We start from the raw sequence: 15,575 nt of genomic DNA on the forward strand, positions 1-15,575 counted from the left end.
TACTGGATAGATTTGCAAGCATATTAAACAAGTTGGGGAAAATCTGTTATCATAGGTGTATGGGGGGAAAAAACAATGATGATAACTTCCGATTGGGTAATGATTCTTGAAGAAGTAGAAGAATTGAATAAAATGATCCGTTCCTCCGAACAATTTGAAAATCTAAAAATGGCCCACCAAGCTGTCTATACAGACGCCGAGCTTGTGCGCCAAGTAGATGATTTCAACAGGATGAAGGATCAGTATGAGGATGTCCAACGATTTGGAAAATACCATCCGGATTACAAAATAATTATGAAGTCGATTCGCGTGAAAAAACGTGAACTTGACATAAACGATAAAATCTCTGCACTCCGTATAGCAGAAAATGAATACCAGGATCTGCTGGATGAGATTAGCTTGCTAGTTGGAAAAACGGTATCAGAAGCAGTAAAAGTATCTGTCAGCAATCCGTTTTTCGAAAAGTCATCTTGTTCAAGCGGAGGTTGTGGCTCTGGCGGTAGTTGCTCTTGTTCAGCGTAATAAAGAGCCTGATTATTTAAAAAGGATTCTACATCTTGTAGAATCCTTTTTTGTGTTATTTATTTATTGTTTTTAAAGCGATGTCGGGACGATCTGTTACTATTCCTCGAGCTCCGCTAGCGATTAACTCCTGCATAGCAGCAGCATTGTTGATTGTCCAATAATGGACAGGTATATTCAATTCATCTAAAAAATGAATAAAGTGTGCTGAATCAAGATTAATGATGCCATGTTTTACAGGAATTTGGAAGACATCTACCTTTGGATGATAGAGATGTCCAAATTGGCTAGTGAAAGAAGTGAAGGCTCTCCGTACTTCAGTTTGGCCAGCTCCTAATGCTACTTTGTTTTGAGCATACAGGTTGAAGCGGTCAATTTGCTCGTCATGGAAGCTCGTAACAACAACGCGGTCGGTGGCGTCTAGTTCTTCAAGCAAGCGCCATAGTTTTGAAGGCATTAGACCGCCTTCATATGTATCCGGCGCATCTTTCATATCAATATTAATATACATATGTGGAAACTCTGTCAATAGCTCACGCAATGTGACAATCGGTTCGAAGTCTTCCCGGTAAGACAAATAGCCGTCTAAATTTACGAAATGATACCCAAAATTAAATTTGCGCAATTCTTCTAATGTAAAAGAGGCAACTCGTCCAGATCCATTGCTGGTACGGTCAATCGTTTCATCATGTGTCACAACAATCTCTTCGTCCTTTGTAAGACGAATATCAATCTCAAAGCCGTCTACACCTAAATTGTTAGCATTGCGAAATGCAGCCATTGTATGTTCAGGAGCTAAATGTGATCCTCCACGATGTGCTAAGATAACAGGGCGATTATACTCCAATGCGTGTTTACTAGCTCGTTTTCCTGGTTTGGATAAAGCCTTAGAGCCTGCCCATGCTGCAGCACTTGCAGCAGCAATTGCAACCGCCACTTTTGTTTTCTTTCCCATTATAATCCTCCTATCTGAATTGCCGGTTAAGTAAATTACTTTACCCCTATTGCTTGCAAGTAATAGCCCGATTGGCCATTTCAGTTAATTATGCTTTTTTCTAGTTGAGACAGTCGGGTTCATACTGTTTATAGCCAAGGTAATAAGTCTTAATTATAGACAGTAGGAAGGGTTTAACACTCAGAGCGCTAAATAAAATATTCTGAGTGAAGTTTTCCTTTATTATAACGGATGCCTTCTAATCTGTCAGTATCCTTGGTTGCTTCCATTTTCAAAGATATGGTATTCTTTAAGGTAAGAAATGAGGGAATGCGTATGAAAGACCGACAAGGCTTAATCGTCTATGTACATCATTTAAAACAAGCGAAAACAATGCGTCGATACGGCCATGTTCATTATATTTCTAGAAGGCTTAAATATGTTGTTTTGTATTGCGACCAAGACGAAGTCGATAGCCTTATAATGAAACTAAAACGGCTCCCTTATGTGAAGGAAGTCCTGCCTTCTTATCGTCCTTTTGTTTCGACAGAATATGAAAATGCGAAACCAGATAAAGCAAAAGAATACGATTATAAAATAGGCCTATGATTGCTAGAATAAGTACAATTAGTGAAAAAAACTGTTTCTAAATAAACCTTTGTGTTCCTCTGACGATATAAAGAAAAGAAAGTAGAATGACTAGTGTAATGATGGGATATAGTGATAAAGACGCAATATGCCAATTAAGTATTGGTAGTAAAGATCTTTCTCAGCATAGATAGAAGAATGTTTTACATCTAATGTAATAAGTAGCTGATCTAAGCTATTTACTGTCTCCTTGAAGATTTCTAGACGCTTTGAAGGTTTTTCTGCTGAATATGGGATTCCTTCCCGGCAGATATATATCGGAGTAAATTTGCTTTCTCCGACAGGGTTAAATACGGCCGCAATAGAAGCTACCTTTTTTTCTCCTTCTGTTGCAGTGAATATAATAGTACGGCTGATGCGATGTTTATTTGTTTTCATTAATTCGCATAGCTCGTATACATCGCCGTAACCTTCTCCTAGCTCTATAAATTGTTGAATCATACTATACACTTCCTTTCTATCACATAGTATCACGATTTGGGGGATTCGCATATGAAATTAGCAGCTGGTTTATTTTCCATACTGCTATTTATAAATGGAATAATGTTGACTTTTCAATACCATGTTTATTCCAATCAATTAACGGAAGAAGATAAGACGTTTTATTACGATCAGGATATTGAAGTTGTCTATTATAAAAATAAATTTACTATTCGTCATCATTTAAATTCCTTACCGGAAAGCCAGGTGAGATTGAACTGGCCTGCTAAAAGCATTAAAAAAGAATGTGGGGATGAACAGACGGAGAAGTGCAACCGTTTAAATAAGACAAAGACCAGCCTAAATAAAGGTAAAACGAAGGAACAAACCTTTGTATATACGATTCCTGCACCAAGCGAGGGAAAATTGTCTGGTAGAGTGATCAAAAACATTTTCTTGTCATTAAATTTAGGAAAACCAGTACATACAACGATCCATATTACAGATAAAAAGCATTCTGGCGGACAGTGGATTACTGGATTGCCTGAAGTGAAGAGTAAAAATTTAAAGCTTATTCAATATAGTATGTTTAGTGGGAATGGACCTGTTACATCGCTATATTGGCAAAAGGCTAAAATGAAAGAGTTATTTACAAATGATCAAGTTACACTTTATGGCAATGGACATGCTTCTGACAACCTGGCACAAGCCCTCAAGGGGTTGGATATAGAGGGGTTCGAGCATGTGGCAATCATAGAAAGCAAGAAGTATAAAAAATCAGGGGATCGAATCCTCTTTACCTCTGAATTAAATAAAAAAACGCTGACGGAAAAATATATCTTATCGCAAATGAATCAAAAATATAACTTTGATATGCTTCCTAATTGGGGGCCGGCAGTTGTAGCTTCTTTCCTGACCGAACGTCGGGTAGGCTCTCCAAAAGCTTCTAAAATGGTCGCTACATTAAAAGATTATATGAATGAACAGCAGCTCAAAGACTGGAAGGCAAGCTTAGAGGATCTACAGGGGAAAAAGATAACGGCTGGATTGCTTGATGATAAGCTGTCCTCATCACTAGAATTGAAAACATCCTTTTTCAAAATGAATGCACAAAATGGAAATAAGGTAGCGCCGCTCTTATTTGAAGACAAACGGCCAATCTATTTAAATGGTTTGCAACAAAAAAATATGCAAGTTATATTAAAAGATGGACGTATCCTTTATTCGGTAAAACCACTATTAAATAAACTGGGCTATTCGACTAAAATAGGTGTACATGGTTTTTACGCACAGAGTAAGGAGCGCAATTTTAGGTTCCCTATGGATGAGCCGTTCTATGTATATAATGAACATCGCTATGATCTACTTTCACAGCCGATTGTAAAGTACGGCAGTGACTATTATATTGAAGAAGCTTGGCTTGTAAGGCTATTTATAGTGGATATTGAAAAATCGGAGAAACAAATAAATATTAAACGCCAGTAAACGGTGGTAAAAGGTTTGGTGCAAAGTGAGAATAATTTCAGGTGAGCGAAAAGGGATGGCTCTTAAAGCTGTTAATGGCATGACAACCCGTCCGACAACAGACAAAGTAAAAGAATCGTTATTTAACATTATTGGCCCTTATTTTAGTGGTGGTACTGTTTTGGATCTGTTTGCAGGAAGCGGAGGTCTAGGTCTTGAAGCTTTAAGCCGGGGAATGGAACACGGAATCTTTATTGAAAAGGACAGTCGCGCATTCCAAAATTTGAAAGAGAATATTTCTAAGTGCCGTTATGAAAATTGTACAGAAGTTTACCGGAATGACGCTTTGCGAGCAATAAAATTGCTCATTAAAAATAAAGTACAGGCAGATTTGATTTTTTTAGATCCTCCTTACAAAAAGCAGCAGTATTACAATATGGTTGAAGACATCGTTGCAAATCAAATGATACACGAGGATGGGACCATCGTGTGCGAACACGATAGGGAAGTCGATTTGCCAACGGTATTTTTAGACTTTCACAAAGTACGAGAAGAGGAATATGGCAGTACTATCATTTCAATTTATCGTTTCGTAGAGGAAGAAGGGGATTATATTGGGTAAAATTGCTGTAGTACCAGGAAGCTTTGATCCAATCACAAATGGACATTTAGATATTGTTAAGCGTGCTGCGGATATTTTTGATATTGTGTATGTAGCGGTGATGAATAATTCAAGCAAAAATCCATTATTTAATGTTTATGAAAGAATGGATTTAATTAGGGAAGTCACAAAAGATATTCCCAATGTTCGGATTGATTCGTCCTCAGGCTTATTAATAGATTATGCAAAATCAGTCAAAGCAGATGCAATTGTACGTGGGCTTCGCGCCATTTCAGATTTTGAATATGAAATGCAAATTACTTCGATGAACCGTTTTTTGGATGAACATATTGAAACATTCTTTATCATGACCCAAAACAAATATTCCTTCTTAAGCTCAAGCATTGTAAAGGAAGTCAGCAAATATGGAGGCAATATCCATGAACTTGTCCCACCGATTGTTGAAGAAGCTTTAAAGGGAAAGTTTGAAGAAAGATAAAAGACAAGGCTACTGCCATTATGAATGGTGGAGGCCTTGTCTTTTCTTACATAAAAATAATCCAATATAAGAGCGGTACTACCAATGTTTGAAGTACACGTGCGGAAATATAAGGTTTCAACGATATTTTGGCTTCTCTTGCTAAAACAGCAACTTGCATATGGATGCTAAGTCCTTGCATTGTTAGTATCGTTATGACGATTAATGGAAGCCAGCTTGAATGGCCATAGAAATCTTCCGATGCTGCTAAACCAGATGTCATTTCAAGAATGCTATAAAGTGATAACATGACGCCCTTTGGCAAAGAATCAACAAAGTTTTCTAAAGTTTGTGTGAAAACATAGCTGAGGGTCGTGAAAAATATAACGGTCGCAGCAACGAGTAGAACCGTAGGCAAGCTACTCTTAATACTCTCAATTAAAGGATTGCCAGTATCTTTTGGTTTTGGCGGAAGGTTCGTAGGTGGAACCGTTTTTCGGAAAACAAGAATAAAAATGACTAGCATGATTATATTAACAAAATGGAACAGTCCAAGCATTTGCCATCCGCTTATGGGGTTTCTTAATATTTCCATGCCGACAAAACCGACGACAAAAAGAGGGCTTGGTGCATGGCAAATGGCTAATAGATAACGAGCCTCTTTTTGTGTCAGCTGTTGTTGCTGATATAAAAAGCCAGTCGTCGCCGCGCCTGTTGGGAAACCGCCTAAAGCACCCAAACAATATAATTGTACGTAAAAACGCCATTTAGATCCCTGTGGTATACTAGAAATATTCGTTAAACGCAAAAGCCATTGCGTCAAAATCAAATAAGGGAGTAGATAAGGGAATAAGTTATCTACAAAAATTTTTATCCCTAAATCAGCACCTTCATGGGCTAGTTCGGGTTGCAAGAGCAATAAAAAAATAAAAAGCCAGCATATTGCGATATTGCTGTAGTGTAGTAAGATTTACATCATCCAATCATGTAATATATTTTTTATAAAACTGCACAGAAGTTCTCGTCCTTTTATCAATTGGACATTATCTAGGAGGTTCCTCAATGAGTGTGAAAAAATTTTTGATTGTCATTGCATTAGCAGCAATCATCATAGTGGGATTTGTATATCCGCTGCCTTATTATATTATGCAGCCGGGAGGAGCATATGATTTAGATCAGTATGTAAAAGTAGACAATGCAGATCAAAAAGGCAAAGGGAAATTAAATATGATGACAGTATCTATGGCTGTTGCTACGCCTTTTACATATGCTGCTGCGTATGCAGACGATGAAAAGGATATTTTAAAAGAAGATGAGGTCAGAAGTCCAAACGAGAGTGATAAGGATTATAATAATCGTCAAATTAAACTTATGACAGATTCTCAGTTTAATGCAAAGTATATTGCGTTTAAAAAAACAGGATTAGATTATAAAATTGTCTATAATGGCGTCTATGTCTATTATGTTGTGAAGAACGGAGCGGCCGATGGGATATTAGAGACAGCGGATGAGGTAACTGGCATTGACCGTTTGAAAATTCATAAACATCAGCAGCTGGTTGATTACTTAACAACAAAGAAATCAGGCGATACTGTAACTATTAAGATCAAGCGTGATGGAAAGAACATGAAGAAAAAGGTGGTATTGAAGGCTATTCCAGGTACGAAAGGAAAAGTAGGTCTTGGTATCACATTTGCAGATAATACTTCTATCAAGACAGACCCTGAAGTGAAAATTCAAGCAGAGGATATTGGCGGGCCATCAGCTGGTTTAATGTTTACCCTCGAAATCATCGATCAATTGACAAAAGGCGATTTAACAAAGGGCTATAATATTGCAGGAACAGGTGAAATGCTAGCGACTGGCGATGTTGGTCGGATTGGCGGCATTGAGAAGAAGGTGATTGCTGCAGATGATGCAGGCGTTGAAATCTTCTTTGCGCCAAATGATACATTGCCAGAGGTTGTGAAGAAGAAATATCCCGATATTCTGCCAAATTATCAGGAAGCACTAAAACAAGCCAAAAAAATAGGTACGAAAATGAAAATCGTACCTGTAAAGAATGTGAATGATGCTCTTGATTACTTGGAAAAATTGCCGGAGAAAAAATGATTAAATACGAATGGGCGGGATGCGATAATCCAAGCCCATTTTATTTTTGCCAAGTCCAAGCATATATAGATCTGTTGCCTTTATATCTTGAAGTAGCATTGGTTCTTTGGAACTTGCGGCTCTGCTGATTAAAGGTAACGACATGCTTTTTTTTCGTTCGGATAAATATTTCTGACCGTTTTGGTTCATACCAAGGATACGGATATAACGAGGTGTGTCCATGCTTTTCAACTGCGACCATGTAAAATTCGTAAAAATATGTGTGAGCATTCGTTGAATTCTGGTCCATGTATAGCGTTTCGATTTAACTTTTTTCATAAAGCTTGTAAAATCCGTACATTCTTTTGCAGCTTCCAGCAGCAAAAATTCAATTCCTTCTGTCACTTCTGCGTATTCTTTTAGTTCCCCAGGTGTTAAACGTAATAATGTGAAGCGCAAATATGGCCAAAAGTACGTCCAGCTTGCAAATGGCTGGTTTCCCTGACTCCATTCACTCAAAAGATCAAATGAAGCAGAAGGCAAGTAGCCAGATACATGCTCAATAGCCTGATGTTCATGAATCGCTTGTCGAATCCCCGTCGCACTTGCAATGGTGGTACCTTCTTGGACGGGATCATGGTAGCCTGCCTGCTTGCGAAGAATAGTAGTCGGTTTTAAAGCTGTTTGAAATTTCCGTGCAGCTTCTATGTAATGGTAGCCGAGTATGTTATTTGGTTGAGACAAATCCACAAACTGCGCATTACTATCAGGGATAAGTGTTTGATAGGCTTTATTTAGCGCAGAAGGATAGCTTAAGCCGCTTTTAACAAATTCCTGTATAAATTGTTGGAAAGACGCGTTCTGCTCTTCTAAAAGCGTATACGTGTTAAAAAAAGGATCTATGCTTCCTTGTTCGCTACCAAAACATAAGTAATCGCATTGCAGAGCATCGAGAAGCAGTACGCCACCCTTTGCAAAGTCACTTGCTTGGGCGGTAGCAAATGCATAAGGCAGTTCAATTACGAGATCAGCCCCATTTGCAATCGCCATCCTCGTTCTTGTCCATTTATCGACAAAAGCCGGTTCTCCGCGCTGCAAAAAATGGCCACTCATTACAGCGATGATAATATCTGCGTCTGTAAGTTCTCGCGATTGTTTGATATGATAGAGATGTCCGTTATGAAATGGGTTATATTCAACAATTACGCCAGTTGCAATCAAGTCTTCACCCCGTTTATACTTAGTACTATGATTATACGAGTAGTTTAGCCTAGTGACAAGAAAATATCTTGACATCTATAAATGAGCATTATATAATCAACTTTGTTGTTTAGAGGTGATAATGTATGAAATGGGCAATCCCACAACTATCTAAATATCGCCAAAGCGGGATGCCAATTGACGAAACTGTACAATTGGAAGGCATTATGCGTCGCAATACGGATATACGCCATATAACTCCTGTCCACGTAGAAGGCTTTTGCACTTTTGGTGCGAGCCAAATGAACTGTCATTTTCATTTGACAGGCACGCTTACACTTCCTTGTTCACGCACATGGGAAGATGTCGAATTTCCTTTTGACATTGAATCAGATGAAGTCTTTAGCTGGTCTGATTATGCCGCTACAGATGAGCATGATAATGTTCATCCTGTAAAAGGGGAAATAATCGATGTTGATCCAGTATTAGAAGAACTAATTTTATTAGAGATTCCTATACAAGTGTTCAAAGAAGATGCCGAAAACCCAAAATCCAAAAATAATGACGCTTGGTCTTATTTAACAGAGGATGAGTTTTTAAGTCAAAAAGAAAAAGACGCCCAAAAAACGGATCCAAGACTGGCTGCTTTAGCTAAGTATTTTGATCAAACAGACGAATAACCGATCTGTAAGGAGGTGCCATCAATGGCTGTACCATTTAGAAGAACTTCTAAAACTGCGAAACGTCAACGTCGCACACACTTTAAACTAGCTGTACCAGGTATGGTTGCTTGCCCAAGCTGCGGTGAACTTAAATTGTCTCACCATGTATGTAAAGCATGCGGAACATACAAAGGTAAAGAAGTAGTAAGCAAATAATTCAGTATTTGCTTTAAAGGAGACTTTCTAGAGAGACCATGGCTCTTTAGTCAGACTTAAATGCAGTTTTAACACAACGGAAAACCCTTATTTAAGGGTTTTCTTTTTTTATATTTTTTCGTCTCTTATTCTAGTTATGGTAAGATGATAGCAATTCTGAATAAAGGGGATATGAAGGATGGACTTTATCATTGCAGAGCAAGAGGGAATAGTGACATTTACGATTAATCGGCCAGAGAGGCGAAATGCGATAAATTATGCGGTAATGGAAGGTTTGAAAGAAGCAATAGAGTATATACATAATCATGAAACAGTTCGAGCATTTGTTATTACGGGAACTGGTGATCAAGCCTTCTGTTCAGGCGGGGATTTAGCAGAATTTCATCACTTGATTACAGAAGAAGAGGCTTATAGCATGCTCAGTAAGATGGCGGAAATACTATATGATTTAGCTACATTACCTATACCAACCATTGCATTAATCAATGGAGTTGCGGTTGGGGGAGGATGCGAGATAGCGGCTGCATGCGACTTCCGCTTAGTTAAGAAAGGAGCACGCTGCGGTTTTATTCAAGGTACATTAGGGATTACCACAGGATGGGGTGGTGGTACATATTTATTGGAGAGAGGCCTACAGCAGGAGAAAGCATTAAAAATGCTATTAGAGGCTAGGCTATATAATGCAGAGCAACTGTTTGCATTGGGCTTTGCGCAATATATCTTTGAAGGTGAAAAGAATGAGGCTATTAAAGATTTCATAGCAGATATGGAAAAGATTCATCCGAGTGTTCATAAAGCATATAAAGAAATTTTGATTCGCAAATGGAATAGTCAGCATCTCAAGGAAAGAGTTATGGAAGAAGTAAGAACATGTGCGAAGCTATGGGAAAGCGAAGCACATCATCAAGCTGTTAAACAATTTCTATCAAAAACGAAATAACTTCTAAACTTCAAAAACTCGCATATAGTAATAAAAAATGCGAGGTGATTCGTATGGAAGTGAAAAAAAGAAAAGATCAATGGTTACAGCAAGATGATGATAGGTTAGCGAACATTATATTACAGGCTGTGAGTGAAGGAAGATCACAATTAGCTGGATTTCAAGAAGCGGCAGAAGCATTAGGACGAACAAAACAAGCCTGCGGGTTTAGATGGAATAAAACACTACGCAAGGTTTATGAAAAAGAACTAGAAAATGCAAAATCTCAGCCAAAACAAATGATGAGAACACATTTAAAGCAAGCCTTAACTAGTTTTGATCAATTATCAGAAGCTTACTATGAATTAAAAGAAAAGCATGAGCAATTGCAGCATGATCATGTAGAAGTGCTCCAGTGGCTCGAAACAGGGTCTAAATTCTTAAAAAAAGGAAACATCTAGGCGATGTTTCCTTTTTTGCTTTGTAACAGTATAATAGCAATGGTATAGTAACCGATCTAGAGCGGAGAATGAAGAGGTGTCGAAATGGATTTCGTAATAGTGGGAGGAGGAGCCATAGGACTAGTCTTAGCAAGTAAGCTTTTTGAACATGGGCACAATGTAGAAGTGCTGGTACATTCTAAAGAGCAGAGTAAGGCAATCCAATCTGGCGGCGGTTTAACATTTATTAACGATGTTGGCGAAGAAAAGACTCTTCCAATAAGTGTTACCACTAACCCGCAGAACTTAAATAAGAAAGCAATCTGGATTCTGGCTGTTAAATATCATCACTTACAAGACATGCAGCTGCTTTTTGATGAGCTACCAGAAGAAACAATCCTATTATTTATCCAAAATGGAATTAAACATATAGAATTTGCTCGTGATTTAAAACAAAAGAATATATTAATGGGAACCATTGAATTTGGAGCAGAGAAAGTAAATAGCAACAAAGTGATTCATCGTGGCATTGGTATCTTTAATATTGCCAATTTTAAAGGTGAAGCATGGAATAACGAAAAGTGTCAGCGTCTAACAGCAATCGACTTACCTATTTCTTTTTCTGAAAATTATTTAGAAATGTTGTTGCGCAAAACAATTGTCAATTGCCTAATTAATACGCTAACAACACTTTTAGAAGTTCCCAATGGTGATCTGATTCGCCTATCATCTCATCATAGAATATTAAAAGAGCTGTATTTTGAAATAGTCTCAGCATTTCCAGAACAAAAAAACATGTTGCCATTTAGTAATATAGAACAAATCTGCAAAAATACCTCTCAGAATACTTCATCTATGCTTGCAGATTATCGCCATGGCAGAAAAATGGAGATAGACACAATTGTTGGAGGAGTTATGGTGTTAGCAAAAGAAAGAGGGCATGATTTGCCTATGCTCAAAACACTCTATCTCTTGTTGCTAGCTCTGGAAGGAAAGGAGGAATAAAATGTGATAGCACTTTTATCTTTGATTGCGTATCCATTCATTCTTTTTCCTTTTTTCCTATTCTTGTTTGTCTACTTCTTTTTTAAGAAACTTTTCAAAAAGTCGAATGCTTTTAGTAAGGCAGCAGACGCAACAACTTTACTGTTGTTCTTCTCCATTCCTGCCCTTACTAAACTAATATGGCATTTTGATTTGGGCTTTATCGTCATTATACTCGGGATTTTTATTGCGATGATCCTAACTATAGTAGAATGGATAAAAAGCAAAGAAATTGATTTAATAAAGCTATTTCGTAAAATCTGGCGGTTAATGTTTTTGATTTTAACCTTTGCATACATAGGTATATGTTTAGCCGCTATTATTCAAAAAGTTATTGAGCTATATTAACTCAAGCACGTTTTAACGATTTTAAAATGCGAAGAATAGACTTTGTTTAGCACGAATAAGCTGTATAAAATTAAAACAAACGATGAAAAGCACCTTATGGTTAACTGAACATAAAGTGCTTCTTTTTTATTTTTAAAGCCTAATCAATTACAAAAAATTGTTATTTCGTTCTTACGTTTGTGAGTGAGCGTATTTTTTTGTTAACAGGTGTTTAAATGATATACTTCAATATAGCTAACCATTATAGAGGAGTTTACAAAATATGAAATTGGAACAAGTTGAGATTCCTATAACGAATCCTTTACTAAAAGATTATACCGAAGAAAAGTCATCCATTCTTCCCTTTTTTCATTATGCAAATAGAGATGATTCCTTTTCGAAACGACTAGAGGATATACAAAACCACCCTGTAAGAAGACAACAATTGGCTGCAATTGTTCGTGACTATATGAAACCGTTTGGCGTTTCAGAGAAGGCAGAAGAACATTTAAAAGAATTAGAAGACCAAGCAGTAGTGGTGATAGGTGGCCAGCAGGCTGGCTTACTCACAGGGCCCATGTATTCTGTACATAAAGCATTATCGGTTATTCTGCTTGCAAAAGAACAAAGAAGAAAGCTTGGATTGCCTGTTGTACCTGTATTTTGGATTGCTGGCGAGGACCATGACATTGACGAAATTAATCATACCTTTACAGCGATTAATGGCAGACTAGAAAAGCATATCTATAGAAGCAATTCAAAAAAGAAATTAATGGCTTCTACAACAGTATTAGATACAGAAGAAGTACGTTCATTTATCCAAGAGACATTCAAGCAATATGGCGAGACAGCGTATACTGAAAAGCTTCTGAAGCAAATCGACCAATTTTTGGTAGAAAGCAAAACGTATACGGATTTCTTTACAGCTCTTATGAACTGGCTGTTTAAAGAAGAAGGGCTCTTGTTTGTTGATGCTGCGGATCCTAAATTGCGTGCTTATGAGTCTCCTTATTTTGAAAAATTGATTAAGCATACAGAGCAAATTGCAGATGTCGTCACTCAGCGGGAAGCGGATTTTGCAGAGCTTGGCTATGGGACTCCGATTGGTGCAACAAAGGATGCAGCCAATTTATTTTATGTGCGAGATGGCGAGCGATTCTTATTAGAACACCATAATGGCAAATTTATAAACCATATAGCAAATGTCCAATTTAGTAAAAATGATATGCTAGAAATCGCTAATGAGCACCCTGAACAATTGAGCAATAATGTAGTGACTAGACCATTAATGCAGGATATGGTATTTCCTGTACTTGCATTTATTGGAGGGCCTGGTGAGTTGGCCTACTGGGCTACATTAAAGGATGCTTTCGCATTGTTAGACATGAAAGTGCCTGTTTTTGTGCCTCGTTTAAACGTTTCAATTATAGATAGACAGGTACAACATGTATTAGGAGAGTTAGATTTGTCTGTTGCGGATGCCTTGGCAGGTAAAGCAACTTTGCTAAAAGGAGCCTATGAAGCGGATGTATATGATGTAAGCGCTAAAGAGATGATTGACCAAACAATGGACTTATTACGCGAACAATATGATGGACTGCTAGAACACATGCGCAAAAATGATATACAGCTAGAAAAATTAGCAGAGAAAAACCTGTCTATACATCAACAACAATTAGACTTTTTAAATAAGAAGATTGAACGAGAAATCCTACTTCAACATGATGTAGAATTAAGAAGATATCGATTAGTAGAAGATCGCCTATTACCAGGAGGCGGCCTACAGGAGAGAACATTTAATCCCTTCTTATTTATGAATGAATATGGCGAAAGCTTTATTCAAGATCTGATGGGATTACCATTTTCATTTAACAGCAAACACAAAGCTGTATTTTTATAGAACAATATGCTCAGGTAGATTCGACAAAAGGCATGGGGAGATACGTCTCAATGCCTTTTGTCTTTTTAATTTGCAAGAAATATAAAGCTTTTGGTTTAAATATGGACCAAGATGTCTATTTAAGAAGGGGCAACAACCATAAAATCCCGATAACGCGCATACATTAGCTCATTTACGTTTAAAATGTTGAGGCATACATAATAGCAAGGACAATTTTCATATTTTTTATGTTTGCCATTAATTTGTCTATGAATTAGTGGTGGAAAGTGGGGGAATGTGGTACTCTATTTTCATATAGTGGGGTGAGTATCATGTTCATGGGAGAATACCAACATAACATTGATCCAAAAGGCCGCTTAATTATCCCAGCAAAGTTTCGAGAGTATTTTAAAGACGGTTTTGTCATCACTCGAGGCTTAGACCAATGTTTATTTGGTTATCCAATGGATGAATGGGAAAAGCTAGAGGATAAATTAAAGAAATTGCCGCTAACGAAAAAAGATGCTCGAGCGTTTACGCGCTTCTTCTTTTCTGGAGCGACAGAAGTGGATATTGATAAACAAGGCCGTATCAACATACCCATGAACTTGCTATCGCATGCCCGCATTGAAAAAGAATGTGTTATTCTTGGCGTGTCCAATCGCATTGAGATTTGGGCGCAACAGGCATGGCAAGATTACTTTGCTGAGTCTGAAGATTCCTTTAATGAAATTGCTGAGAATATGATTGATTTTGATTTATAACAACCAAGAGGAGGATTTCAGTTGTTCAATCATACGACCGTATTACTGAAAGAAACCGTTGATGGATTGAACATCCGTCCGGACGGGATTTATGTGGATTGCACCTTAGGAGGAGCAGGACACAGTGAGTACCTTGTTAGCCAATTATCTGGTAAAGGACGCCTCATCTGTTTTGACCAAGATTTAGCTGCAATTGAAAATGCAAAGATTCGTCTAGCACCATACTTAGACAGAGTGACATTCATACATGCAAATTTTCGTTATTTGCAAGAGGAGTTAGCTAATTTAGGGATCTCTAAAGTCGATGGCATTCTATATGATTTAGGTGTTTCATCACCTCAGCTTGATCAGGCTGAACGTGGTTTCAGCTATCATCAAGATGCGCCACTTGACATGCGGATGGATACAACAGCTTCTCTTTCTGCATATGAAGTGGTGAATGAATGGGATTATAGTGATTTAGTTAGGATTTTTTACCGTTATGGAGAAGAAAAGTTTTCTAAGCAAATTGCTCGCAAAATAGAAGAGGCACGAAAAAATGAGCCAATCAAAACAACTGGTGAATTGGTTGATCTCATTAAAGAGGGGATACCGGCAGCTGCAAGACGTAAAGGTGGACATCCTGCGAAGAGAATTTTCCAGGCCATTCGCATTGCAGTGAATGATGAGCTTGGTGCAGCGGAAGATTCCCTGCAACAGGCGATTGAAACTATTACTGTCGGTGGAAGAGTCAGCGTGATTACATTCCACTCACTCGAGGACAGGCTTTGCAAAACCATATTTAAAGAGGTGTCTTCTTTGCCAGATTTACCTCCAGGTTTGCCAGTTGTTCCCGCCCATATGGAGCCAGCCATCAAGCTTGTTACTAAAAAACCGATTGTGCCTTCAACGGAAGAGCTAGAAGCAAACAATCGCGCACGTTCAGCCAAACTGCGGATAATTGAAAGAGTAAAAGACTAAAGGAGT

19 protein-coding genes are annotated in these 15,575 nt (G+C 37.9%); 15 read left to right on the plus strand and 4 right to left on the minus strand.

Annotation, left to right across the window (positions count from 1 at the left end):
• Nucleotides 1–75: 75 nt before the first annotated feature.
• Nucleotides 76–522 (plus strand): YlbF/YmcA family competence regulator, encoded by a 447-nt coding sequence (locus M2M59_RS04500; RefSeq protein WP_066785135.1) that lies wholly within the window; start codon nt 76–78, stop codon nt 520–522.
• 55 nt (nt 523–577) lie between these two features.
• Here M2M59_RS04500 and M2M59_RS04505 read toward each other — a convergent pair whose 3' ends face one another.
• A complete protein-coding gene (locus tag M2M59_RS04505) occupies nt 578–1,477 on the minus strand; it encodes a glycerophosphodiester phosphodiesterase family protein (protein ID WP_066785138.1) in 900 nt (299 codons plus the stop codon).
• A gap of 315 nt (nt 1,478–1,792) precedes the next feature.
• Here M2M59_RS04505 and M2M59_RS04510 point away from each other — a divergent pair, with 315 nt between their 5' ends.
• Nucleotides 1,793–2,065, plus strand: a complete 273-nt coding sequence (locus M2M59_RS04510; RefSeq protein ID WP_066785141.1) for a YlbG family protein — start codon at nt 1,793–1,795, stop codon at nt 2,063–2,065.
• Between the two features lie 90 nt (nt 2,066–2,155).
• On the opposite strand, the gene M2M59_RS04515 is transcribed toward M2M59_RS04510, so the two are convergent.
• Complete coding sequence (locus tag M2M59_RS04515) at nt 2,156–2,545, minus strand: DUF7147 family protein (RefSeq protein WP_066785143.1); 390 nt, start codon at nt 2,543–2,545, stop codon at nt 2,156–2,158.
• Between the two features lie 51 nt (nt 2,546–2,596).
• Between M2M59_RS04515 and M2M59_RS04520 the strand changes: the two genes are divergently transcribed.
• Genes M2M59_RS04520 through coaD form a run of 3 tightly spaced genes read left to right on the plus strand, consistent with a single transcriptional unit; the run spans nt 2,597 to nt 5,088 of the window.
• Nucleotides 2,597–4,009, plus strand: coding sequence for a hypothetical protein (locus M2M59_RS04520; protein WP_249775636.1), 1,413 nt, complete (start codon nt 2,597–2,599; stop codon nt 4,007–4,009).
• Between the two features lie 25 nt (nt 4,010–4,034).
• Nucleotides 4,035–4,610: a 16S rRNA (guanine(966)-N(2))-methyltransferase RsmD gene (gene rsmD / locus M2M59_RS04525; RefSeq protein ID WP_371923807.1), complete on the plus strand. Its 576-nt coding sequence runs from the start codon at nt 4,035–4,037 to the stop codon at nt 4,608–4,610.
• Nucleotides 4,603–5,088, plus strand: a complete 486-nt coding sequence (coaD, locus tag M2M59_RS04530; protein WP_184117509.1) for a pantetheine-phosphate adenylyltransferase — start codon at nt 4,603–4,605, stop codon at nt 5,086–5,088. The genes rsmD and coaD overlap by 8 nt, the downstream gene beginning before the upstream one ends.
• Nucleotides 5,089–5,134: 46 nt before the next feature.
• Here coaD and M2M59_RS04535 read toward each other — a convergent pair whose 3' ends face one another.
• Complete coding sequence (locus M2M59_RS04535) at nt 5,135–5,875, minus strand: hypothetical protein (RefSeq protein WP_147194285.1); 741 nt, start codon at nt 5,873–5,875, stop codon at nt 5,135–5,137.
• A gap of 254 nt (nt 5,876–6,129) precedes the next feature.
• Between M2M59_RS04535 and M2M59_RS04540 the strand changes: the two genes are divergently transcribed.
• Nucleotides 6,130–7,179, plus strand: a complete 1,050-nt coding sequence (locus tag M2M59_RS04540; RefSeq protein ID WP_244946637.1) for a SepM family pheromone-processing serine protease — start codon at nt 6,130–6,132, stop codon at nt 7,177–7,179.
• Here M2M59_RS04540 and M2M59_RS04545 read toward each other — a convergent pair whose 3' ends face one another.
• The gene (locus M2M59_RS04545; protein WP_249775638.1) at nt 7,180–8,379 is read right to left on the minus strand and encodes a nucleotidyltransferase; all 1,200 of its coding nucleotides are present in this window, start codon (nt 8,377–8,379) and stop codon (nt 7,180–7,182) included.
• Nucleotides 8,380–8,504: 125 nt separating this feature from the next.
• Between M2M59_RS04545 and M2M59_RS04550 the strand changes: the two genes are divergently transcribed.
• The 9 genes from M2M59_RS04550 to rsmH all read left to right on the plus strand — a co-directional run bounded on the left by M2M59_RS04550 (nt 8,505) and on the right by rsmH (nt 15,569).
• Nucleotides 8,505–9,038: a YceD family protein gene (locus M2M59_RS04550; RefSeq protein ID WP_249775639.1), complete on the plus strand. Its 534-nt coding sequence runs from the start codon at nt 8,505–8,507 to the stop codon at nt 9,036–9,038.
• A 24-nt stretch (nt 9,039–9,062) separates the two neighbouring features.
• On the plus strand, nt 9,063–9,236 hold the full coding sequence (rpmF, locus tag M2M59_RS04555; protein WP_066785166.1) for a 50S ribosomal protein L32: 174 nt from the start codon (nt 9,063–9,065) through the stop codon (nt 9,234–9,236).
• A 178-nt stretch (nt 9,237–9,414) separates the two neighbouring features.
• The gene (locus M2M59_RS04560) at nt 9,415–10,176 is read left to right on the plus strand and encodes an enoyl-CoA hydratase/isomerase family protein (protein WP_249775640.1); all 762 of its coding nucleotides are present in this window, start codon (nt 9,415–9,417) and stop codon (nt 10,174–10,176) included.
• 53 nt (nt 10,177–10,229) lie between these two features.
• Nucleotides 10,230–10,616: a transcriptional regulator gene (locus M2M59_RS04565; protein ID WP_066785173.1), complete on the plus strand. Its 387-nt coding sequence runs from the start codon at nt 10,230–10,232 to the stop codon at nt 10,614–10,616.
• A gap of 84 nt (nt 10,617–10,700) precedes the next feature.
• A complete protein-coding gene (locus tag M2M59_RS04570) occupies nt 10,701–11,600 on the plus strand; it encodes a ketopantoate reductase family protein (RefSeq protein WP_249775641.1) in 900 nt (299 codons plus the stop codon).
• A 3-nt stretch (nt 11,601–11,603) separates the two neighbouring features.
• On the plus strand, nt 11,604–11,987 hold the full coding sequence (locus M2M59_RS04575; RefSeq protein WP_249775642.1) for a DUF3397 family protein: 384 nt from the start codon (nt 11,604–11,606) through the stop codon (nt 11,985–11,987).
• Between the two features lie 262 nt (nt 11,988–12,249).
• The gene (bshC, locus tag M2M59_RS04580) at nt 12,250–13,866 is read left to right on the plus strand and encodes a bacillithiol biosynthesis cysteine-adding enzyme BshC (RefSeq protein WP_147194267.1); all 1,617 of its coding nucleotides are present in this window, start codon (nt 12,250–12,252) and stop codon (nt 13,864–13,866) included.
• Nucleotides 13,867–14,177: 311 nt separating this feature from the next.
• On the plus strand, nt 14,178–14,609 hold the full coding sequence (gene mraZ / locus M2M59_RS04585; RefSeq protein ID WP_066785184.1) for a division/cell wall cluster transcriptional repressor MraZ: 432 nt from the start codon (nt 14,178–14,180) through the stop codon (nt 14,607–14,609).
• A 21-nt stretch (nt 14,610–14,630) separates the two neighbouring features.
• Nucleotides 14,631–15,569, plus strand: a complete 939-nt coding sequence (gene rsmH / locus M2M59_RS04590) for a 16S rRNA (cytosine(1402)-N(4))-methyltransferase RsmH (protein WP_249775643.1) — start codon at nt 14,631–14,633, stop codon at nt 15,567–15,569.
• Nucleotides 15,570–15,575 lie beyond the last annotated feature (6 nt).

This window comes from Rummeliibacillus sp. G93 (genome assembly GCF_023515935.1).
GTDB lineage: Bacteria > Bacillota > Bacilli > Bacillales_A > Planococcaceae > Rummeliibacillus > Rummeliibacillus stabekisii.